The organism is Candidatus Desulfosporosinus nitrosoreducens (assembly GCF_030954495.1).
Lineage (GTDB): Bacteria > Bacillota > Desulfitobacteriia > Desulfitobacteriales > Desulfitobacteriaceae > Desulfosporosinus > Desulfosporosinus nitrosoreducens.
In genome coordinates, this window is the sequence record NZ_JAVHUW010000043.1 from 1 (window position 1) to 21,097 (window position 21,097).

The following is a 21,097-nucleotide window of genomic DNA, read 5'->3' on the forward strand; positions in this document are numbered from 1 at the left end:
GGTCGTAGGACTTATTTCCTGTCGCCTCGGGGCTTTATTACTTTCGCATTTTTATGCACAAATTATCATTATCCTCTATTTGTTTTTAAAAAAAGGAAATAAGTCCTACGACCAATGCTTTGACAAAATAACCCCTGTACAGCGAAACCGATACAGGGTCTAGTGGCAAAAAAGAAATTTTAATCGTATAAAGACGACTTGATTCAGGTGGAGTTTTAACTCCATCTGAATCTTAGTCGCACTTATCCAGGGACTTAGCCGCTCTTAACTCACCGCTTGCCGAAGCGGGAGTCTTAGAGCGGATTAGTCAGCGGATAGATAAATAGGCTTAATCTTAGTCAGCCATGAGCTCTGCTCATCAAATATCGTTCTATAATATTAAGTCCAGACTTTGATCAAGCTATAGCTTTGAATAAGCTTGCAAAATCGATTTCACCATAGTCTCTATCATCGCTTGCGATTCCGTCGAAGCAATTTCAAATCTTAAACCGCTGCTAATTTGAAACACAGCAGCCGGCAGACGATCATTATAGTTTTTGCGCAGTTTAACCTCAATTCCCTCAATTTGTTTTGTATCAAATGTTGAGTCCGGCGTTGACACTGGAGCGAACCCATACGGGTGATCTCCTTTGATCATCTGTACATTAATGAAAGGTGTTGCTGTCCCTTGCGTATTCGTATAGTATAACGAAAAGGTTTCTGACTTTTTGTCCCCTTGAATATAGACCATGGAATGTTGCATATCGAATTTATAGCCCCGCGGAACGACGACATCCCCCGCTTGGAGAGTCTTAAAGCTTAAGCCATCTGTTGCCGAAGTGCCCTCTTTTCCTATATAAATATTTGTAGGCGGATTTTTAGCCGGAACTGCTATACTGGCACAGATTTTCTTCAATTCTTCGATTGAAATGCCCCCGCCGATTATATTGTTGGCAGTATACTCCACACTATCTTTTGTAAATTGAATAAAGGCATCTCCAATCTCTCTCACGTATAATGTTGCCGGCAAATCACCTATTTGGATTTGGGTCTTTGTAGAGTGATCAGAAACATTAGGGTCCATCCCTTTGGGAGGCCCTTCTGAGATGGTAAATGCTGCGTGGCTGCCATAGGCGGCTAAGTATCCTACACCGGAAGTATTGTCCGGAGGCATGTTTTGGCTGCAGCTAATCTGCGAAGAGGTAAGCTGGTAGCCGGCAGTGTAGCTCGGAAGTAAAGGGGTGAAGGACAAATATTGCCGGTAATTAAAGCCTCCCTTGGACGCGGCAGAGGATTGATCAGACTGAGTTGTGGCTTCGTCTGATTTACTATTTGTCACAGCGGCCACTTTGCCAACTGCGGCGGATTTGCTCACCTTAGGATTGGTCAAAGTTACAAATAGCAGAACAGCTACTACTGAAATAACTAACAAAGTCCACTTTAACGGTACTTTATGAAAAACCTTTACCATTCCAATTCTTCTCCTTATCTGTGACCGTTTACCCAACAAACTTGCTAGATTTACAATTCTTGATACTTTCAAGTTGTTTTCCGCTAGCTTGATCAGTGTAAAGGCATACTCCTTAGGATCGTCAATCCCCATCTTTTCAAGAGTCAAATAATCACAAGCTATTTCTTGATCTTCCCGCAATTTTATAAATGCGTACCAAAGCAGAGGGTTAAACCAATGGAGTATAAGCAACCCTTGTGTCAGCCAGTTTACCAATATGTCTTTAGACTTGAAGTGAGTTAACTCATGCATAAACACATGGTTAAGCTGCTCAGGGTTGAATTCCTCCAGAATGCCAACAGGAACTAAAAGTCTGGGACGGAAAAATCCGCAGAGCGATGGACTGGTGATCATCTTAGTTTTAATTAAAGGAAGTTCGGCTTTAATGTTCAGGTTGTTCTTGGCCCTGATATAAGCAGAGACTAAATTGGTATCAACTACAGGCAGACCTTGAATACTTTTCGCAAATCTTCTATTCATTAAGCCAATAATCATGAACAAAACAGCAACACCTATAAGCCAAAGGGAAAATAAAAATCCATGCATAAACTGGTAGCTGGCTATTGGATTATGGACTTCGCTCTTATTATGTAATACACTCGGCGTCGGAGCCGCGGCAATTTGCTCTATGCTATCGGCCTTTTCCTGCCCGCTGCTTCCAAGGCCTGCTGTGGCAGAGCGTGAAGGTGTTTCCGTCCTTTCATGGAGTGAAGCCGGTTTTGTCAGATTCAAGTTGGTGAGATTGTAAATGCTAAATGAACTTTGCGGAACCCAGGGTACAAGCAAACTGACAAAAACAGCAATCCATAACAAGTAATGCAAACGTGCTCCGATTCGCTTCTTCATCACTAATTTCACAAGCATGAGAAGAATTACCAGGAAACTTACCTTTAGAGAGGTACTCCAGACCCAATCAAAGAAGTTAAGACAAGCCGGATAAATTGTTAGCATTATCACCTCTTCCTTTCCTCAGGGATGTGTTTTAATTCTTCATATCAGCCTTAGATAGTTCCTCTTCCTGAAGAAAGGTAACCAGCAGCGGTTTAAAGGCCCTGTCAAAAACCCGGTTGCTAAAAGATTGGTGCTCTGACTTGATACACCCAGCCTCAGATATTTTTGGTGTCTCAGACATAGTTTTCCTCCAGGATCTTTTGTTTACTTATGTAATCATTATTACGCTTGTAGTTATAATAGTCAACATTATTTTCCATGTCTAATAATTTAAACTGCTTCACTCCAGCTTTTGGGGGCGGGCGAAGGACGGTGAATATGTTCGCATCCGAGCCGGTCTTGACATGCTATCAAAGGGCTTGTGAATTGAGAAAGGAATACCAGGTGTCAATATTTGCAAAACCTCAAAAGCCCGGGAAGTTTTTGAGCAAATTAGAAAACGACGGGTATGTTGGATTCTGCATTGTTGAACAATCACCTGAGATAACCACCTTTACAAAATGAGGAGTTTTTCTTGTTCTCGTGAAACCAACTCGCATACAAGAACGGACGCTGTTTTTGGCGTCCGTTCTTCATACAAAGCCATCTGTTGGTGCTGCATCCGACAGCGTTAGCCTCATTTCCGAGGTGACACTGTTAACAAAACAAATCATGACCTATTGTGGTTGGTCATGATTTGTTGTTCTTCTGTCTTATTTTCACCTTGAAGAGCCAAGTCTAACATCTCTTTAAAGACTAATCTCTTGCTAATTTTTCGCAGCCAAAATACCATAGTAGTTTTCTCCAATAGCGATTTCCCGGATATCAACAAAATCCGTTTCAGCCAGCATGTCTAAAACATAAGCCCTATCTATGCGATGATTTACAGGCGGCCCGACAGGCGTTTCTTTTTTGTCCCACTCCAGAATGGCCAGCCGCCCTTTAGGCAGGAGAACACGGTGAACTTCGCTCAAAGTAGTCTTAGGATCGTTAACTTCGTGAAGGACGAAGGCTAAAAGCGCAATGTCTACTGAATTGGTTTCCAAAGGATTTTTTTCATGTTCGATTTTCATGGGTATAACGTTGCTAAGCCCTTCTGCCATGACCCGTTTCGATAATTCCTCCAACATAGTATCTGAGACGTCCAGAGCAAAGACTTTGCCCTCTTCTCCCAGCATATTTGCAGCCGGAAGAGCAAAATAACCTATTCCGCAGCCGACGTCGGCCAATACCATTCCGCGTGCTATATCCAATCTCTTGAGAATGTCTTTAGCCGGTAATAATATTCTCCTTTGTTCGTTATCTAATTTATGCCAATGCTGCTGAGCCGTGTGCTGAAGACTATCTTTCATTTTTCTTCCCTCCAATATCGTCCGCCTCTTGTTAAGCTGCTAACTACCGAAAAGCCGGTGTATACCGTCCATGCCTTTTGGACTTTAGGTTCCTCCTTTCGGGAATGCAATTTTCGTCCAAAGTATACTGTTTAAAACATTATACTGCGCTTAACAGTGTAATGCTATATTTTTTAGAAGGCCAAAGGAATTAAATATTAAATCAATTCTTGTTGTTAAAAGAGCTGAATACTTGGAGCGCTGAATTCTTCCGTATCGTTGAATCATTTCATTGTCATGCTCATTTTCAGTAAACTTTCAGCTGATTTTCAGCATACTTTCAGCCAATTGACTGAATCTTTCAAATAGATTCATCCGATATAAACATAGAGAATTAAAAAGGAGGGTAAATTAATGAATTCCATATCATCTGTTTCCAATTACTACGATACATGGCTTACCCAAAACAAAATAGCCAAAAAAGTCAGCACTAATAATGATGACTCAGCTGCTTCTTCACTTGCCTCTTTGCTAAGTAACGAAAATACCCAAAATGCTCAAAATAATATTGACGGTGATACTTTTCAACTAACTTCTTTAACATCAGCAGACAACAGTAATATTTCTTATGATTTTGCCACAAATTCTTCCAATAGCTCAACAGATCCTATAGGAGCCTTTCTGGATAAAGTTAAAAATGGTACGGTTACTGCCGATGATATCACAGCGATGCAAACAATATTGAATCAAACTCCGTCACCATCAGACACTACCAATACCATGGGAACTTTCCTTAATAAGATCAAAAATGGAACTGTAACCAGCGATGATCTTACAAATATAGCAACCCTATTAAATCGAGTGTCTCAACAAATGAGTTCCACAACCAGCTCCAGCACCAGTTCTGCTGACAGTTCTACAGATCCAATCGGAACTTTCCTGGATAAAGTAAAAAACGGAACGGTAACTGCCGATGACATCACAACTATGCAAACGACATTGAATCAGAAGCCATCAGGCCCACCACCGGCACCTCCAGTCAATAGTGGAAGTTCTTCATCAGGTTCTACAGATACATCGTCATCAAGCTCTGCTGATGCAATACGAGCTTTTCTCGATGAAGTCAAAAATGGTACTGTAACTACCGACGATCTTACAAATATGGCAACTTTATTAAATCAAATGTCTGTCTCCATGGCAGACTCCTAATTTTTCGCCCCACAAAAGCCAATGCACCTCTCTTTTTCAAAAATGGAGGTGCATTGGCTTTTGTACCAGTTACAGCAATCTTGTCCAAGATGGCCGCTATGAACAGGCAGCGTCTGGTCTGAGGGCAAATCGCTCATACTATTGCCTGCCTTTCAACGCTTTATTTCCAAAATATATGACCGGGCCCAGGAGTGCGACAACCCGTACACAGGAGTTTCGACAACATTGTCGATTTTGAGACTCCTCAACTTCATTTGCCGCATCAGCAACGGCTTTCTGGAGGGAATCCCGCTATTTGACTGCTGGTTAGATTTTGTCAAGGCGGTTATTTCTTCCTGCGTTAAGCAAGACGCAACTGGCAGGGCATTGGGATCGGGGATGTGGTCCAAATATGCCAGTCTAATTCCTGGGTTATGAGAAATGTTACTGAATGTGCTTCCATCCTTTAACTTTAATACCTAATATCATTTTAGGACGATTTGTAAAATAATTCAATTAAACAATAGTTATCGGTTATTCGTTATCAGATTGTCTCCTAAACATATAACGGGGATATTTACGTTCTTAAATATCTTTATTCTATCTGCCGGGTATTCCAAAGAGTTACAGATTATGAAATCAATTTTTCCACTTTTACATAGCTTCAATAATTTGCTGAAATTGTCCTTATTTCTTGGGAGCGATAACCACTTTATTTTTTCCCGTATTCTTTCCTTGATAAAGGGCATCGTCCGCCCTTTTAATAAGGTCGTCAATAGTATCCTTCCGGCCGATAGTGGCAACTCCGATAGTCAAGGTCACAAGCAATTTCCTTCCGTTATAAGTATGATTATATTCTTCGATAGCCTTCCGAATGACCTCCGCCCGTTCTGCCGCGTCCGCATTGGTCAAACCCGGAAACAACAACAGAAACTCCTCTCCCCCCCAACGAGCGATCACATCATAATCTCTGACCATTGCCCGGATAGTATTGGACAGTGTTTTCAACACAGAATCTCCCGCATCATGGCCGTACTCATCATTGACCCGCTTGAAGAAATCGATATCTGCCAGCATTACCGAAAACTCTCGTCCGGTTCTGATAAAGATTTCATAGTCTTCCTTTAAACGTTCTTCTATGTGACGACGGTTATACAACCCGGTTAAGGCATCAACCCTGGCCGTAAACTCTAAGCGTTGATTTAAATCTTCCAGTACTTCTTTGGCTGTTTGTAATTCACGCGTACGTTCATCGACTAATTTTTCGAGGGAATTGTTGAACTTCAGCAATTCATTTTCCGCTTTCCTGCGTTTGCGGTGACTGGTTATAAACCCGACAATAAGAACCGTTTCCCCAAAAATAATGATCCCGCCAATAATTATGTATAGCTTATAGGTGCTCCAAAAATCGTTCTCTCTGTACTCAATTCTTGCTTCAGACGGAAGCTTGCTTTCAGCAATGTTCCATCGTTCTAAAGCCCGCCAATCAAAAGCATACTCATTAGCCCTAATGTTGGTCCTTGTTAATTGAGCCGGTTTTTCCCCGTCAAAAATTCGAAGGGCTATTTCGGCAACATTCCGTCCTGTCAGGTCATTATTGTAGACATAGCCGCCGATTATCCCGCTTCCCAAATACTGCATTTGTGTTCCGTAAACGGGGATGCTCACCTTTTTCGTAATCGTACTTAGAACTTGGAAAGGTACGAAGGATTCTCCGGCAACATCCCTAACCCAGCGAACGAACAAAATTGCGGAATCATCCCCGGCCTGCTGCAATCTCTCCAGCATCCGCAGGTAAGGCAGTTTATTCAAATAAACCAATTCAACTTGACTGCTAAAGGGTTCCGACTCCTTTTGGATTTGGCTGAGGGTGATCTTTTCATTTTCGGAATCCCCAATCACTATATATATCTTCTTCACTTTTCTTTGCGTCTCAAGAATCAACCGGATGTTATCAGCAAAATCCGCAACGGCCGGCAGCACTACATAATCTGCCGGCAAATTGGCTGGGGGATTGACATCAGCGGCCCAAGTCATAATAATCGGCACATTGTTAAATATCTCAGATCCATATTTCATGAGGAAAGGCGCTAGGACATCGGAGGCCACAATGACATCCGGTTGCCAATTTGAGTATTCTTGTTTTAGTTTAAAATAGCTGGCCAGAGCTTCCAGGTAGGCTTCACTGTGCGAAAATTTCTGCATATCAAGATATTCATAGGAAAAATCAATTCCATATCTCTTGTCTTCCGCAAATTTTGTCTTCAATCCGGTGTTAAAGGCTTGATGAGCGGGAAATTCCGCAGTATAGGGATGGATTACCAGAACATTTTTCTGGATTGGAGCTGCGGAAACATACTGAGCGGTAGAAAAAAGCATGAGGAACACGAAAACAAGTAACGTTGATCTGCTTATATGTTTTCGAATCAATACTTTCATTCTAATTATCCTATCTCACACATGTGGTTTTTTTTAATTCAAGCCTACATTCTTAGGCCATCCGGCCAAGCAATTCAAAGCATTACTTATTGTGAAATAATCTACATTGTAAAGTAATCTACAATGAAAAAACCTAGTTTATAAACTTTAATTTATAAACTAGGCCGGTTGCGCTACTTATTCCACATGCATCAAGCGCCCAAAATACAATGCATGCTTCAAAATATCCTTGTTTAGTAATCGGAATAACTATTCATTAAATCTTCTTGTAAAAGATTCTACCACAATCTCGGCGCATAATTTGTCATAATATGTAACATATTTTCTACACTTGAGATTTTTTGTAATTATGCTCCAGCTTTCCTCATGGAAGAGCTTTTAGTAGCGGCCCCAATATCGCCTGCTTCTATAGCGGAATCCTCCAAGAATTTGGTGTATAGGGCACCATTCGATGTCCTGGGGACGGCAAAATAGGCCTCGATTCCATCCTCCGCTTCTCCATACCCCTTCTTTCAAGGCATAGATAGCCGGGGCATTTTATTGATCAATTAATTTTACCTTATCAGGATAAAAACCATTAACCCTAATTATCTAAGAATACTAATGAGAACTATAAATTTTCAGTGTATTCTTAATAAATCAGATTATAGCAGCTATCTCAATAACTACTTATAAAATCAAAATCATTCATAAAGAGGGTGATAACTTGAAGTTGACAGTTTTGCTTGATAACAACACGGCTTTAGCCAATAACCCCAGTTTCAGCGACCGGTACTTTCTGGCGGAACCTGGACTTTCTTTCTACCTTGAAACAGACGGAAAACGCATTCTTTTCGATACCGGTCATACAAGTGTTTTCCTGCAGAATTCCCAAAAGATGAATATTGACTTTTCTGTCCTTGACTATTTGGTTCTTTCCCACGGACATACAGATCATACGGGAGGCCTGAAAAGTTTAATTGCTTATTATCGCAGTAATGAAATAAACAACTTAAAAGATAAACCAATTTTAATTGCCCATCCTGAATGTTTTTTGTCTAAAATCGATAGCCCTTGGGGTGAAATAGGCTGCGGAATTCCCGAAACTGAAATAGCTCGTAATTTTCAACTGAAACTCAGTAAAGAACCTTTATGGTTTACAGATAATTTAGTATTTTTAGGAGAAATTGAACGAAACAATGATTTTGAAAATCTGACTCCTTTGGGGAAAGTATACAGGAATGGCGAAGGTAAGGACGATTATATCTTGGATGATTCAGCCCTTGTCTACAAAAGCGGCAAAGGGTTGGTTATTATAACAGGCTGTTCTCATGCGGGGATATGTAATATCACGGAGTATGCGCAGAAAGTCTGCCAGGATGAAAGAGTTATTGACATTATCGGCGGTCTTCACCTGATCAACCCGTCTCGTATGCAGATGGAAAGAACTAAAGAATTTCTTGAAAAAGTTGCCCCGCAGACCATTCGGGCCTGTCACTGCACCAGTTTGAAAGCAAAAATCGCCTTGGCGGAAGTATGCAACCAGGAAGAAGCCGGGACAGGATTGCAGTTAGAGTATTAACACGCGACTATCCGCAAAGGGAATATTGTCTGTTCCAAACGTCAGCGATTGGCTAGCTTATTGCCCCACCGTAAAAACATTATATTGCAATCATTAAAAGCAAAGTCCAAAACAGATCTGCTATCCGGACACCGGAAAGTACGGAGGGATTAAGATGATTCCAGAAACGATTCTTAAAGAAAAATATAACTTAGAATTAAATGCTCCTTCAGAGCCCGAGGGAATGTACACAACAGTTGTGCAAACGGGTGAATTACTTTATGTTTGCGGACATACCCCAAAGTTAAATGGCAATTTAGTCAGTTGGGGACGTTTGGGAGCAGAAGTGACACTTGAAGAGGGGCAATATGCAGCTCGTATTGCAGCTGTAAATTGTTTAGAAGCATTAAAGAATTACCTGGGGGAATTAAATAAAATAAAAAAGTTTATACAAGTAGTGGGATTTGTACGCAGTACAGAAGATTTCACAGATCAGCCACTGGTCATTAATGGCGCTTCGAGTTTATTCCTGGAGGTTTTCGGTGAAAGAGGCAAACATACTCGAATGGCAATCGGTACGAATCAACTGCCAGGTGGGGCTTCCGTTGAAGTTATGTGTATTGTTCAAGTTTAAAAGCTGTGAATTAACGGGGGATCTAATTAGCTCGATTACCCTGAAAATAAAAGGATTTAAACCACGAAGGTTCAAATCCTTTTGTCATATGCCTTTAACCCACAACAATCAACCGCTTATTCGCAACGTTGCTGAAGCACAAGCTATCGAGGATGGATGCGGCTTTATAGGTATGAATTTTAACTCTAACCTTCTAAGTCCTCTTTTAAACAAACCTTAAACTATTTCTATGGTCAGAAGAAAGGAATCCGCTGACCATCATACCCTTGAATTCTTTCTAAGGGTATGATTGATTAACATTACTATTAAGGTGATTTACTTTCCAGTTGCCGGTTTGCGACGCTCTCTCCGTCAAGGATTCCCGGGGAAGGGTATATTCCTTGTTTTTCAAGGAGCCTTCGCAGCTTCTCAATCTCTCTGACAATAACTGTGGTTGAGTTATACAGGCCCAATACATATTCCCGATATTTACGGGATGAAGCAATAGAGGCCGCTTGCTCCGGCGATGAGCATTCCAGGAGACTGAGCTGAAGGAATTTAACTTGGCCAAAAGATTCAAGCCATTGTTGTAAAGTTAATACAAGATTTTCAGGCAAAGGATAGGTGCTTAATTTTTTTAGAGCTGAAACTACTTCATCAGCCGGCAGGCCCCGTTTCAAGGCATTCATTAAATACGTCTTATCCAAACGGAATCTAAGCATCTGATCCTGCTGCTCCAGTACAGCAAATCGGCTCAACTCCCAGCGGACGTGCCAAGAAGCGGAACGCGGCAGCAAGATTTCGAAATTTGGTTGAACATAGGCGGTATTGGGTCCACTCATGGGATAAACTTGGTCTGTCACTGTCTTGATTTCAGCCTTACAACCCTCAAGATTTTTGTCCTGGTACAATTTTGAAATTGCTAATTGACCTAACGCAGTGACTCTTACTAAAATATCGTTTTCATACTTTCCCCATTCCAGCAAACCCAAATAGCGCATCGGATTAAGAAAGCTGATCACTGTTTCTAAGATTAACAAATTACAAACATTCTCATCCGAAATTAAAGTGCTTATCGTATGCCCCCAGCTTGTCCAAGTAGTACAGCGGCTTAACACGGGAAGCAACAGAAAAAGTCCTTTATTCTTAAGGGAATAGACATGTACTGTGCATAACTCGCTGAGAAAATTCTCTACTTTAATCGTTTCCGGTAAGACCCGTCCTTCTTTCGTCAGCGCTAACCGATCCCCTCTAAGCATAAATAAATGAAATATCTTTGCAATTCCGAGAATCCAAAAGAAGTAGCTTTCCGGATCAAAGCTTTCATCAGCCCCGGCCGGTTTGCTCAACGCTGCCAGCACTCTTTTTAAAGAGTGTTTGTTGATTTCATGGGCACGGGTGACAAGCACCTCTCCCTGCTCAATCAACACAAGAACATTAAATAAATTATCTAAGGTGGATGATAAATCCGCACAAAACAATTGCTGCGGTTCCAAGTCAAAAAGTCCGCTGTCAGCTTGTTTGTCGATAAAGCGCCAAAAGGCTTGGGCGGCTTCTTCTTTAAGATTATATGTCTGGGAGTAACGGCCACTTGAGAAAAAGCCGATCTTCGCCCATTTTGACAGCAACCTGACACTGTCCTGATAGCTTAACCCCGGCAAATCCTTGTCTAAATAGCGAAAGCTTTCAGAATTGTAAGCGCTGAAATACTCAATGCCTTCATCCTCCGGTTGCAGAAAAGCTATATAGGCAAAAAGAATCCGCTCTACAGGACCCATTTGGGCAAAATAGTCCGGCCAAGCCTTTGGTTTAAGTCTTGTAACCGGAGCCTCATTTCTTTGAGTTTTTGCTCTCGACTCTGATGGTGGTGTTTTTTGGTTATTTTGATCAAGCGTTTGAGACCAGCCCGATTTCGTTTGGGGCAGATTCTCCTCCGCCTGATTTTCCTGAGTGGGCGGTTTAAAACCGGAAGGATATTTTTCTCCAAAAACCGGCCTCCATTTTGCCGTTTTAGGCTGATCGGCAGGAGGCAATTGCTTCTTCATCGTTCAACGTCCTCCTCAATTACGATTTTATAAGCGTACCCTTGCTCAGTTAAAAAGAGCTGACGATGCATTGCAAACTCCTGTTCCTTGGTATCTTTAGAAACCAGGCTGTAGAAATAGGCTTTGCCTTCTCCCTGCTTGGGGCGAAGAATGCGTCCAAGTCTTTGTGCTTCTTCCTGTCGGGAGCCAAAGGTTCCTGATACCTGTATGGCAACATTGGCATCCGGCAAATCTATGGCAAAGTTGGCCACTTTAGATACCACTAAACAATGCAGCCGCCCGCTGCGAAATTCTTCATAAAGTCGCTCACGCTCCCTCTGCGGGGTTTTCCCCGTAATTAAGGGAGCAGCTAACTCCCGGGCAAACATTTCAAGCTGGCGAATATATTGACCAATAACCAATACCAAATCCTCTTTATGACGCTTCATTAAGTCGGAAATTATCTGTAACTTACGTGGGTTTTCTGCCGCCATGCGGAATTTCTCTCTATCCTCCGCCAGGGCATAATCCATGCGACGGTCTTTACTCATAGGAATTCGCCATTCCAAACATTCAGCCGTAGCAATCCAGCCTTGAGATTCTAAGACCTTCCAAGGGACATCCACTTTTTTCGGGCCGATCAGAGTAAATACGTCATCTTCTTTACCGTCTTCCCGTACGAGCGTCGCTGTTAAACCAAGGCGGCGTTTGGCCTGCAAATCAGCAGCAGCCCGAAAGATCGGCGCAGGTAAGAGATGCACTTCATCATAAATTATTAATCCCCAGTTCTTTTCATTGAATATGTGAAAGTGATCAAAGTCTCCATCCGTCCGCGACCGATGCGTGAGAATTTGGTAAGTCGCTACCGTAACCGGACAGATCTCCTTTTTCTCACCCGTGTACTCCCCCATTTGAGTTGTATCTAAGGTAGTTTTATCAGCCAATTCACGCAGCCACTGTTTAACGGCACTATTATTTGTTGTAAGGATCAGCGTCTCACACTGCAATTCCATCATCACTCCCATGCCGATCACTGTCTTACCGGCACCACAAGGCAACACCAAAACGCCGCTCCCTCCCCGGACGGAACCTTGTTGATGAAATGAGGCTACGGCCTCTTGCTGATATGCCCGCAGGGAAAATGCCTCTCCTTTTTTGTTTTCAGTACGCCAGGCAATGGGCAACGGTGCACCTTCGCTATAGCCCGCCAAATCCTCAACAGGATAAGAGAGTTTTATCAGAAGCTGTTTTAATTGTCCTCGTGCTTCCGGATTGATCCCGACTTGTAATAATGGGAATTTAGGCACTTCATTACTCCTGGCCTGTTCATCGAAGGCCAACAATAACTTGACCTCTTTATGACGGACAATCTCCAGGAGAATCACCGGATCTTCGGCAGTAAGTAAGAGCTTTTCCCCTTCTCGAACCAACTTTACTAAACCGTAACGGCCCATAAGTTGCTGTATTTCCGTTCGTACTGAGTCAGGCAAAGGAAACTTACTGTAGCGTTCCAAACCTTTCAAAACGCTGGCCACACTGGCACCGCTGGAGGCGGCATTCCATAATGATAACGGAGTAATCCGATAAGTATGAAGATACTCCGGGCTTTTTTCCAACTCGGCAAAAATGGCCAAAGTGTCCCGAGCCTCTTCATAAAGGGGATTATTTACTTCCAGTAGAACAGAGCGATCACTTTGCACAATCACAGGATTTGTTACAGCCGGCATATTGGACTCCTCTTCCGCTTCAAGCTAAGTTGCCATAATTATAGCATATAAATTAACTTAACTGATCAAGAATCCTTTGTTCATCGTCTCAGCTTAAGCGGATTAGAAATTAGCCTCTCTTTTGAGAAATATTCCAGTTCTGAACTCTGCCCCCGCCCTTGCCTGCCGAATAAGCCCTTCGTCACGGAAGTCAAATCAAATACTGTGGCCTGTCAACGTCCATCCCCAGATGGAACGAAGAGACGAGGCCGTCCCACGCAAAAGGGCAGGTCTTGGTCATAGTTAAGGCATCAGCCGGCTTGTCTGCAGGGCAACAGCACTTTAGACCCAATGACTGAGCATCCCTGCCTTTCGGCAGGGATGCCCCCAGTGTTTCAGTTCTTTACTTTGCCAGGCCAGTTATTCCCAAGGCCACAAAAATAATGCCATCTGTCCGTTGCACCGGTTAGAGGAGTTCCACATACCCTTCCGCTCCATTGACCCGAATTCGCTGTCCGTCTTTGATCAGCTTCGTGGCGTTTTCCACGCCCACGACCGCAGGCAGGCCGTACTCCCTGGCAACGACAGAACCGTGGGTCATCATTCCGCCCACCTCCGTCACTAAGCCTTTGATAGAGACAAACAGCGGTGTCCAACTGGGATCGGTAAAGGTGGTGATCAAAATATCACCTTCCTCTATAGCGGCATCTTCCATTCTTAAAATGACCCGCGCCCGGCCCTCCACAATTCCGGAGGAAGCAGGTATGCCCGCCAAGGCACCTTGGGGGATCTTACCGCTATCGTATGCGCCGGATATCACTTCGCCCTCGGAGGTCATTATCCGCGGCGGCGTCAGCTTCTCGTAGACCTCGTATTCCTCTTTGCGCTTCGTGACGAGGCTGTAATCCAGCCGGTTGGTACGAACGGCCTCCCGGAGTTCCTCAAAGGACAGATAGTAGATATCCTCCTGCTCCCGGACAACCCCCTTGGACACGAGCCGAGCGGCCTCCTTCAGCAGGGCCTGCTTGATGATCCAGTAACGCTCAATCATCACGTACTTCGGGTATTCCCGATAACCGGTGAAATTGCGCAAAACGCTGATCATCCTCTTCGTCTTTTTGGCCTTTTGTTTGCCGCCGGGCAGCTGTTGCAAACGCTTCAGAAGATCCTGTTCCTTTTGTTTCGCTTCCTCCAGGCCTCGCTCAAATAAGGTATTATGAGCATCCGGCGCAAAGTTTTTGATGTTGCTGAGAATCATGGAAACGAGGGCGGTGGGCTGTTCGCTGAAACGGGGCCGGGTGATATCGATCTCACCGGAACAGCGCATGCCGTATTTTTCCAGATAGGCCCGCAGAGATTTGCTGACAGCATCGCCGCCTGCCAAGGTGGCCAAGTCCTCAAAAAAAGTCTCATTCTTGGCCTGTTGAAAGTACTCCATCACTGCCGGATAGTGCCGGACAACGTCTGCTACATCCAACAGCGCCAGCCCCATTTCCGAAGTGACATTGTTGGCTACCGACTGGGAAAGGGAATCTGCCGCGCTCTTTTCGCCCAGCCACTTTGCCATTTTCTTATTGAGCCAACTCACCGCATATATCCCGGCAAAAACCGCTCCCATGCTTTGGGGACCGGACATATCTTTTTTTAACTGCTTATTGGCTTCTATAATGAAAGCAAACAGTTCGTCTCCGGAGAGGTTGGCAATCCTCTGCCGCAGCTCCCGAACAGAGGCCTCATTCCGGGACATTAGGGTTTGAACGACGGCTGCATCGTTGCTGCGGTATATCTTAATAAACTGAAGGGGCAGCGACCAGGTGAAATACCCTGAACCCATACTGAAGGCTTTTTTACCGCGGGCCAATGATTTCATAAAGTCTTTCCGCTTGATAATATTCTTGATGGCGTTATGCATGAGCGGGTCCATTTTGCCCGCGGCCATGAGTACGATCTTTTGTCCCGTGGGAGAAGCCAAATCGTGGGCGATATCGAAGAAAAACCTGCCGCCGACTTGAATCAAGGGAAACTCGTACGATAACAGCTCAAAAAAGGATAAGCCCAAGGGTTTCATGGCGTCGGTCATCATCTGCTGATGGCTGAAAGACATATACACGTGGTTCTTCCCATCCTGCTCCTCCGGTATGGGGTAGAGAGTAGTGATGGGGCGGCTCTGGACGATAAAGAATTTATTGGCGTACAAACACCATTCAATATCCTGGGGACGGCCAAAATAAGCCTCAATCCTTCTGCCCAAACCTTCGAGCTGTAAAATCTGTTCATCCGTCAGCGTCTGCCTGTTCTCAAGCCCGGCCTCGATCCTCCGTTCCTCCGTGCCACCTTCTTTTAAGGCATAGATGGCCAGCTTCTTCGCAGCTATCTTCTTCTCAAGGATTCTGCCGTCACGTACTTTGTAAATATCCGGGTTGACCAGACCGGAGACCAGGGCTTCACCGAGCCCGAAGCCGGCGTCGATGGATACCACGTTCCTGTTCGACGTAATAGGATCGGCCGTGAACATGATCCCCGCCGCCTCCGGGAAAACCATTTTCTGGATGACAACGGAGAGATGGATCTTATCGTGAGCAAAGCCGTTCTGCAGCCGGTAAATCACCGCCCGCTCCGTAAAGAGCGAGGCCCAGCATTTGCTGATATGCTTCAAGATAGCTTCCTGGCCGCTGATATTCAGATAAGTGTCCTGCTGACCGGCAAAGGAGGCCGTGGGCAGATCCTCCGCCGTGGCGCTGGAGCGCACGGCATAGGCCTCCTCGTTCCCCAGGTACTCCAGCTGACGGGCTACCGCTGCGGCAATCTCCTCCGGAATGGCCGTTCCTTCGATGGCACAGCGGATCTTGCCGCTGATGACAGCGACTCTTTCCCGCTCCTCCACTTTAAGGTGAGAAAGCTGCTCCAGGAGCTCAGGCAACTCCGGTGTTTGCCCCATGGTCTTTTGATAGGCTTCCGTGGTGACACAAAAACCTTCCGGTACACTTATCCCCTCTATTTTGGACAGTTCCCCGAGATTCGCACCCTTACCACCGACACTGGCAAGCTTTGTTTGATCAATCTCCTGAAAGCCAAGCACATAGGAGTTCATATCTATTCCCCTTTCGATGTTATTCGCAATGTCGAACCAGCCGGGTCATCCTGGCGATCCCTCAACTTATCCAGCAATCTGTCAGTCCGTCAATCCTTAAACAGAGCAATGCCTCCCTTAATAATTTCGATAGCATCGCTCAGGTTCTTCAAATACCTTTCCTTATCGCATCCGTTCCTGAAATAGTCATTTAAACCGAATGTGGAAATCAAATTGATAACAAGTTCAGAATCAACTTCCGGTTTGAAAAGGCCGCGCTCTTTATCCCGCTCAAGCATTTTCACATACCTTGCAGCGGAGGATTTGCGGATTTTCCCAATAAATTCACTGTTATCCATTTCCATCAGCATCGCTATCTCCAGATATCCCGGTTTTACACTCCCTCGCTCCAGGAATTCTCTGGTTCTCTGCTTAATCACTTCAAAAACGTCTGCCTCCGGGTCTATCCCTTTTGCCTGGCTGAGCAGTTCTGTCTTTTCCTTCCCGGCTTCCTCCAGCATATAGAGATAAAGGTCTTCTTTATTATTAAAATATTGATAGAAACTGCCTTTAGGTATTCCCGCATTCTTGATGATCTGGTTAAGGGATGCTTGGCTGAAACTCCGAATTGAGAACTCCTTCACGGCAGCGTCAAAGATGCGCTCTCGTTTCTCCTTGCTTAAATTATAAAACGTAGTTTTCGGCATGCCTTTCGTCCTCCTTCAGCGAACCGGCAGTTATAGTATTGGCAAAAATTTTTTATTTATGACCACGTGGTCACATGATGCTTTTCATTATATGACTGCGTGGTCACATTGTCAATATCTTGGTTTTTCGTTTAAAAACTTAGAATTTTAGGGCCTTAAAAAAATTGCGAACACCCCTGATAAATCACCTAGAGAAACCGGCGAGAGCAGATTCGTTGGTTGTACTTATGCAGAAGGAAAGTAGGCAATGGAGTAGTATTTTTTGACTGTATAAAAAACCGGACTGAAAAAAGTGTATTTTTTCAGTCCGGTTTTTAACGTTTTAACTGTAGAGGGACTCAGGCTTCTTGCTATTCTCCTGAAACATATGCGGATATCTCAAAGGTGACTAATACTTCCCGTTAGTTATCAAAACCAATCTATAACGCAGGAAATCAAGGAAAGCTGCTTTGATGGCGAGGTGAAACGGGAGGGCCGAAGGCCGACGTTACCTTGCCCTTAGGGTTGAAACTATCAAGAGTAACAAACTGCTAGGCTATGTCTCAGAATGGACAACGTTGTCCATTCTGAGATGCTTAATAATGATTGACACCGTTAGGAGCTATACATTATTTCTATATTAGTAGAACATAGTTTTGCACTCCATAAAAAAACCTGTAGATGATCACCATGTGCTTGTCAATCCATGAAGATACCTATAGTTTTTTGCTCATTTTCCGGTTCATTGGTTAAACCAATAATCAGGAAAATTCCCAGTTAAAATGACTGGAACTATTTTTTCATTTTTCTTTCGGAAATTTCGTGACGTTTTGGGAGTTTGAACGTTATTAGATATAGAAGGTAAATTCCTTAAACATCATCACAAAAGAAGGAGAACAACATGAAAAAATTATGGTCAAGTATGACTCTATTAGGCGTGGGGGTTTTACTCGTCGGAGGGATCTTATGGTTTCACAGGATTGGACCTGATGCAGTCCAGACCAAAACTGCAGCGAATGCAATGCAAACATCAGCTGAGACCTCAAAGGTTGCCGGGGACAATAAACCGGCCCCCAAAACAAATACAGCTCAGCCTAACGAAGAACAGCCAAACCAGGCAAGAGTTAATGTCAATGCGGATATGGAAATCGTTAAAAACGACCAGGCTCAAGTCGATGCCGGGCATAGCCCTTGGCAGCTCGATCCGGTGTTTGTTGCTTCCGTCTTTGTCAATACGGGACTTGGCAGCGGTAAAATGAATCAAAACGAAGTTCCTGATTCCGCTTTCGTTTTAAGTGAAAAAACTGAAGCTGAAGCTGTGGTCAAAGTAAACGCCGGACCTGTTAAACAAGTTTATCTCAAACGGCTTGTAGAGCAAAATGAAAAAGGCATTTGGACTGTTATCGGATATGATCCCAAAGAATAGCAACTCCTTGGGTGCCTCACGCTGGGCATCCTTGCTCCTGGCTAAGGACAGATTTTTTCTTGATACCCGCCGCAATCCGGTTCGGAGAGTAGGCGGAAGTACAGCCTTTCGCTACTTTCCAATCCCGGTACACCCCTAAAGTTTCCCCAAGAGTAATACACCGCTCGGTAAATTGCGGATAGTGTATCCCTATATTCACCCGGCTGTAAACCTTTTTATCCTCTCTTTTTATGCAGTTTGTCAGTTGCCTTCCTCATGTTCTCAGCAGCTCTAAATTCAACTATTTTACTGATTAAGCCATAAGGTATAGGCTTTTTTATTGGAAATTGCACTGCTCCTTTAGAGCTCTTATATGCCATTAACTCCTGTTTAAACGCCTCAATCCCACTTGCAGTTGGATAAAAGCCGATGTGATTTTTGCAAGCAGCAAAATACACTAAAATTCCGTGCAAATCGAAAGCGGGCATTTGATAGCTTATCTTTTCATTGGCATCTGGTGCAGCCTCTTTTATGACTTTTCTTAACATCTCAAGTATTTCCTGAATATCAGGGGGAAATTGCCCAATATATTCATCAATTGACTTAGGTCTCATTTTTTCCTTCCTTCTTTCATTCTTCTGTTTGGCAGTGCTTAACCCTGCAATCTTGGGAATAGCTGGCCTTGGATATCCAGCCTTTTCATCCGGCTCGAAAGTAAGCCGTTACTAAGCCAGTTGACCCGTTTTCAATACCATCCCGTTCCTCTTCTTAAGATAATCGCATAATTAACTGCTATACCAGCGGTATGGCTTGTTTATTTTTGAGCTATTATCCATATAATTATTTTAAGATAAAGGTCTGGAGGTGCTTTCATGGACAATGACTCCTTAAAAGAAACCAAAAGTGTTTCACCTGAGAAAGTATTAGAAACGATTCAAGAGTACATAAAATCCAGCCTGGACGAGTTCCACATTCCGGGCACAGCCGTGGCCGTGGTCAAAGATGATGACATAATTTTTCTGGAAGGCTTCGGCAAACGGGACATAGAGCATGAACTGCCTGTCACTCCTGATACGCTATTTGCTATCGGATCGAGTACAAAAGCATTCACAACAATGTCCGTCGGTATACTGGTTGACGACGGGAAGCTGGATTGGGACAAACCTGTCGCAACTTATGTTCCAGAGTTCAAATTACAGGATCAATATGCCAGTGAAAATGCAACACTAAGAGATCTCGCTACACACCGTGTAGGCCTTCCACGGCATGACTTAGTCTGGTATAAGGCACCGCTCTCCCGTGCAGAGATAGTACTTCGTCTATCTCACCTTGCTTTCTCTAAGCCGTTCCGAACTACCTTCCAATATCAAAACATGATGTACCTGACTCTCGGCTACGTGGTTGAAAAAATATCCAAGCAAAGTTGGGAGACCTTTGTCCGAACACGAATCCTTGACCCATTGGGTATGAAACGAACCAACTTCTCCGTCAATGAACTTCAACATGATAATAATTTTGCCAAACCTTACAAGGTTGTTAAGCAAACGATCAAAGAAACGTCATTTGCTAACATCGACTCAATAGGACCTGCAGGCTCTATAAATTCCTCAGTTCGGGAAATGGCACAATGGGTTAGGCTTCATCTCAATAACGGGAATTTTCAATCGAATCAGCTGATTAGCGAAAATAACCTTAAACAAATGCACTCTCCCCACATTTCGACAGGACCATCACAAGACGGACGAATTCTTTTTCCCAGTTATGGTTTGGGTTGGTTCACCGAAGTATACAGAGGGCATCACCTTGTTCAGCATGGCGGAAACATCGATGGGTTCACTGCCCTGGTCGCAATGGTTCCCCGGGAAAATATGGGGATTGTAATTCTGAGTAACCAGGAGCATAGTGTATTCCCTACGGCTGCAGCTTATACTATACTCGATACATTTCTGGAACTTCCCAAGATAGATTGGAACACATTCCTGAAAGACAAGATTGGCAAGCTCATTACTTCACAGAGTAAAAATAAAGGGCAAGTGGATGAGAATCGCGTTCTTGACACGAAGCCCTCTCACGAGCAATCTGCCTATGTGGGGGAATTCGAGCATCCGGCTTATGGTGTCATCTCGATAACAGCGCAGGGAGATCATCTCTATATTGGCTACCATGCTCTTGCCAAACGACTGGTACTTGAACACTATCACTATGATGTCTTTTCCTTTGCGTTCAACGAGGTAACCTTCAGCGAAGGTGACTTCAGCCAAAATTTCAAGGTTCAATTTCATAGCGATCTTCGGGGGAAAATTTCTCATCTAACCGTTCAATTTGAACTCTTGCTTGAGCCGATTGAGTTTGTGCGGAAAACGGCAGCGAAATTTCTAAGTCAGGAACTATTAGAGAAATATGTTGGGGAATACGATCTTGCCGGTGTAACCGTCAGCGTTGCGCTGCGCAATCAAGCCACACTGACTGCAACTGTTCCTGGTCAGCCTACCTATGAATTGCTTCCTAGCAATGAGACGGAATTTAGTATTAAGGGGTTATCTGGTTTTGAGATTCAATTCGTATTGGATGAACGCGGAGCTTGCTCTGAAGCTAAGTTCAAGCAACCTAATGGCACATTTGGATTAAAGCGCAAGTAGTAATAGCCCTCCCAACAAGCCCCCGCTTCGGCAGATG

14 protein-coding genes and 1 riboswitch are annotated in these 21,097 nt (G+C 43.9%); of the genes, 5 read left to right on the forward strand and 9 right to left on the reverse strand.

Going from position 1 to position 21,097, the window contains the following annotated elements; all coding sequences use genetic code 11:
- Positions 1-400: 400 nt before the first annotated feature.
- From REC12_RS07860 to REC12_RS07870, 3 genes are all read right to left on the reverse strand, one after another.
- Positions 401-2,440 (reverse strand): M56 family metallopeptidase, encoded by a 2,040-nt coding sequence (locus tag REC12_RS07860; RefSeq protein ID WP_308893378.1) that lies wholly within the window; start codon positions 2,438-2,440, stop codon positions 401-403.
- Between the two features lie 31 nt (positions 2,441-2,471).
- Positions 2,472-2,621: a hypothetical protein gene (locus tag REC12_RS07865; protein WP_308893380.1), complete on the reverse strand. Its 150-nt coding sequence runs from the start codon at positions 2,619-2,621 to the stop codon at positions 2,472-2,474.
- A 565-nt stretch (positions 2,622-3,186) separates the two neighbouring features.
- Complete coding sequence (locus REC12_RS07870; RefSeq protein WP_308893381.1) at positions 3,187-3,771, reverse strand: class I SAM-dependent methyltransferase; 585 nt, start codon at positions 3,769-3,771, stop codon at positions 3,187-3,189.
- A gap of 393 nt (positions 3,772-4,164) precedes the next feature.
- On the opposite strand from REC12_RS07870, the gene REC12_RS07875 reads away from it, so the two are divergent.
- Entirely contained in the window at positions 4,165-4,959 is a 795-nt protein-coding gene (locus REC12_RS07875; RefSeq protein WP_308893382.1) for a hypothetical protein, read from the forward strand.
- Positions 4,960-5,625: 666 nt separating this feature from the next.
- Here REC12_RS07875 and REC12_RS07880 read toward each other — a convergent pair.
- Positions 5,626-7,377, reverse strand: coding sequence for a diguanylate cyclase (locus REC12_RS07880; protein ID WP_308893383.1), 1,752 nt, complete (start codon positions 7,375-7,377; stop codon positions 5,626-5,628).
- A 153-nt stretch (positions 7,378-7,530) separates the two neighbouring features.
- Positions 7,531-7,615: riboswitch (cyclic di-GMP riboswitch) on the reverse strand.
- Positions 7,616-8,083: 468 nt separating this feature from the next.
- Between REC12_RS07880 and REC12_RS07885 the strand changes: the two genes are divergently transcribed.
- Positions 8,084-8,938, forward strand: a complete 855-nt coding sequence (locus REC12_RS07885) for an MBL fold metallo-hydrolase (RefSeq protein ID WP_308893384.1) — start codon at positions 8,084-8,086, stop codon at positions 8,936-8,938.
- 154 nt (positions 8,939-9,092) lie between these two features.
- Complete coding sequence (locus REC12_RS07890) at positions 9,093-9,551, forward strand: RidA family protein (protein ID WP_308893386.1); 459 nt, start codon at positions 9,093-9,095, stop codon at positions 9,549-9,551.
- A gap of 305 nt (positions 9,552-9,856) precedes the next feature.
- Here the strand turns inward: REC12_RS07890 and REC12_RS07895 are convergent, their stop codons facing one another.
- The 4 genes from REC12_RS07895 to REC12_RS07910 all read right to left on the reverse strand — a co-directional run bounded on the left by REC12_RS07895 (position 9,857) and on the right by REC12_RS07910 (position 17,037).
- On the reverse strand, positions 9,857-11,575 hold the full coding sequence (locus tag REC12_RS07895; RefSeq protein WP_308893387.1) for a helicase-associated domain-containing protein: 1,719 nt from the start codon (positions 11,573-11,575) through the stop codon (positions 9,857-9,859).
- A complete protein-coding gene (locus REC12_RS07900) occupies positions 11,572-13,281 on the reverse strand; it encodes a DNA repair helicase XPB (protein ID WP_308893388.1) in 1,710 nt (569 codons plus the stop codon). The genes REC12_RS07895 and REC12_RS07900 overlap by 4 nt, the downstream gene beginning before the upstream one ends.
- A gap of 445 nt (positions 13,282-13,726) precedes the next feature.
- A complete protein-coding gene (gene ppsA / locus REC12_RS07905; RefSeq protein ID WP_308893390.1) occupies positions 13,727-16,351 on the reverse strand; it encodes a phosphoenolpyruvate synthase in 2,625 nt (874 codons plus the stop codon).
- An 89-nt stretch (positions 16,352-16,440) separates the two neighbouring features.
- A complete protein-coding gene (locus REC12_RS07910) occupies positions 16,441-17,037 on the reverse strand; it encodes a TetR/AcrR family transcriptional regulator (RefSeq protein ID WP_308893391.1) in 597 nt (198 codons plus the stop codon).
- An 880-nt stretch (positions 17,038-17,917) separates the two neighbouring features.
- Between REC12_RS07910 and REC12_RS07915 the strand changes: the two genes are divergently transcribed.
- Complete coding sequence (locus REC12_RS07915; protein ID WP_308893392.1) at positions 17,918-18,442, forward strand: hypothetical protein; 525 nt, start codon at positions 17,918-17,920, stop codon at positions 18,440-18,442.
- A 215-nt stretch (positions 18,443-18,657) separates the two neighbouring features.
- Here the strand turns inward: REC12_RS07915 and REC12_RS07920 are convergent, their stop codons facing one another.
- A complete protein-coding gene (locus tag REC12_RS07920) occupies positions 18,658-19,035 on the reverse strand; it encodes an iron chaperone (RefSeq protein ID WP_308893393.1) in 378 nt (125 codons plus the stop codon).
- A 258-nt stretch (positions 19,036-19,293) separates the two neighbouring features.
- On the opposite strand from REC12_RS07920, the gene REC12_RS07925 reads away from it, so the two are divergent.
- Positions 19,294-21,060: a serine hydrolase gene (locus tag REC12_RS07925; protein WP_308893394.1), complete on the forward strand. Its 1,767-nt coding sequence runs from the start codon at positions 19,294-19,296 to the stop codon at positions 21,058-21,060.
- The last annotated feature ends 37 nt before the right edge of the window (positions 21,061-21,097 follow it).

Bases quoted from the DNA above. Each gene is read 5' to 3' on its own strand.
- REC12_RS07920 (WP_308893393.1), bottom strand. From the start codon at position 19,035: ATGAGACCTAAGTCAATTGATGAATATATTGGGCAATTTCCCCCTGAT.
- REC12_RS07925 (WP_308893394.1), top strand. From the start codon at position 19,294: ATGGACAATGACTCCTTAAAAGAAACCAAAAGTGTTTCACCTGAGAAA.
- REC12_RS07895 (WP_308893387.1), bottom strand. From the start codon at position 11,575: ATGAAGAAGCAATTGCCTCCTGCCGATCAGCCTAAAACGGCAAAATGG.
- ppsA (WP_308893390.1), bottom strand. From the start codon at position 16,351: ATGAACTCCTATGTGCTTGGCTTTCAGGAGATTGATCAAACAAAGCTT.
- REC12_RS07880 (WP_308893383.1), bottom strand. From the start codon at position 7,377: ATGAAAGTATTGATTCGAAAACATATAAGCAGATCAACGTTACTTGTT.
- REC12_RS07915 (WP_308893392.1), top strand. From the start codon at position 17,918: ATGAAAAAATTATGGTCAAGTATGACTCTATTAGGCGTGGGGGTTTTA.
- REC12_RS07860 (WP_308893378.1), bottom strand. From the start codon at position 2,440: ATGCTAACAATTTATCCGGCTTGTCTTAACTTCTTTGATTGGGTCTGG.
- REC12_RS07910 (WP_308893391.1), bottom strand. From the start codon at position 17,037: ATGCCGAAAACTACGTTTTATAATTTAAGCAAGGAGAAACGAGAGCGC.
- REC12_RS07875 (WP_308893382.1), top strand. From the start codon at position 4,165: ATGAATTCCATATCATCTGTTTCCAATTACTACGATACATGGCTTACC.
- REC12_RS07870 (WP_308893381.1), bottom strand. From the start codon at position 3,771: ATGAAAGATAGTCTTCAGCACACGGCTCAGCAGCATTGGCATAAATTA.
- REC12_RS07900 (WP_308893388.1), bottom strand. From the start codon at position 13,281: ATGCCGGCTGTAACAAATCCTGTGATTGTGCAAAGTGATCGCTCTGTT.
- REC12_RS07865 (WP_308893380.1), bottom strand. From the start codon at position 2,621: ATGTCTGAGACACCAAAAATATCTGAGGCTGGGTGTATCAAGTCAGAG.
- REC12_RS07890 (WP_308893386.1), top strand. From the start codon at position 9,093: ATGATTCCAGAAACGATTCTTAAAGAAAAATATAACTTAGAATTAAAT.